This is a genomic window from Flavobacterium xizangense (assembly GCF_054075145.1).
The window spans coordinates 1-229 of the sequence record NZ_JBSIPG010000360.1; the positions used below are offsets into that span (position 1 = coordinate 1).

The following is a 229-nucleotide window of genomic DNA, read 5'->3' on the forward strand; positions in this document are numbered from 1 at the left end:
GCTTTTTGAATTCCGTGCAAATCTACGATTCCTCCACCAACAATAACAGGAATTTCTATATTTTGAGAAATCAGCTCGATCATTTCCGTTGGCACTGGCTGTTTGGCACCGCTTCCCGCTTCTAAATAAATCAATTGATTGCCTAACATTTCTCCTGCCTGAGCTGTCGCCAAAACCAGATCAAGATTTTCTCGACTTAAAGGTTTCGTTTTGCTTACACGCGCAACGG

The 229-nt window shown here is 42.8% G+C and carries 1 protein-coding gene; it reads right to left on the reverse strand.

Annotated features, from left to right (window positions below; translation table 11 throughout):
* On the reverse strand, window positions 1-229 hold a 229-nt coding region (locus ACWA1B_RS23770; RefSeq protein WP_456911166.1), incomplete at both ends, for a geranylgeranylglyceryl/heptaprenylglyceryl phosphate synthase.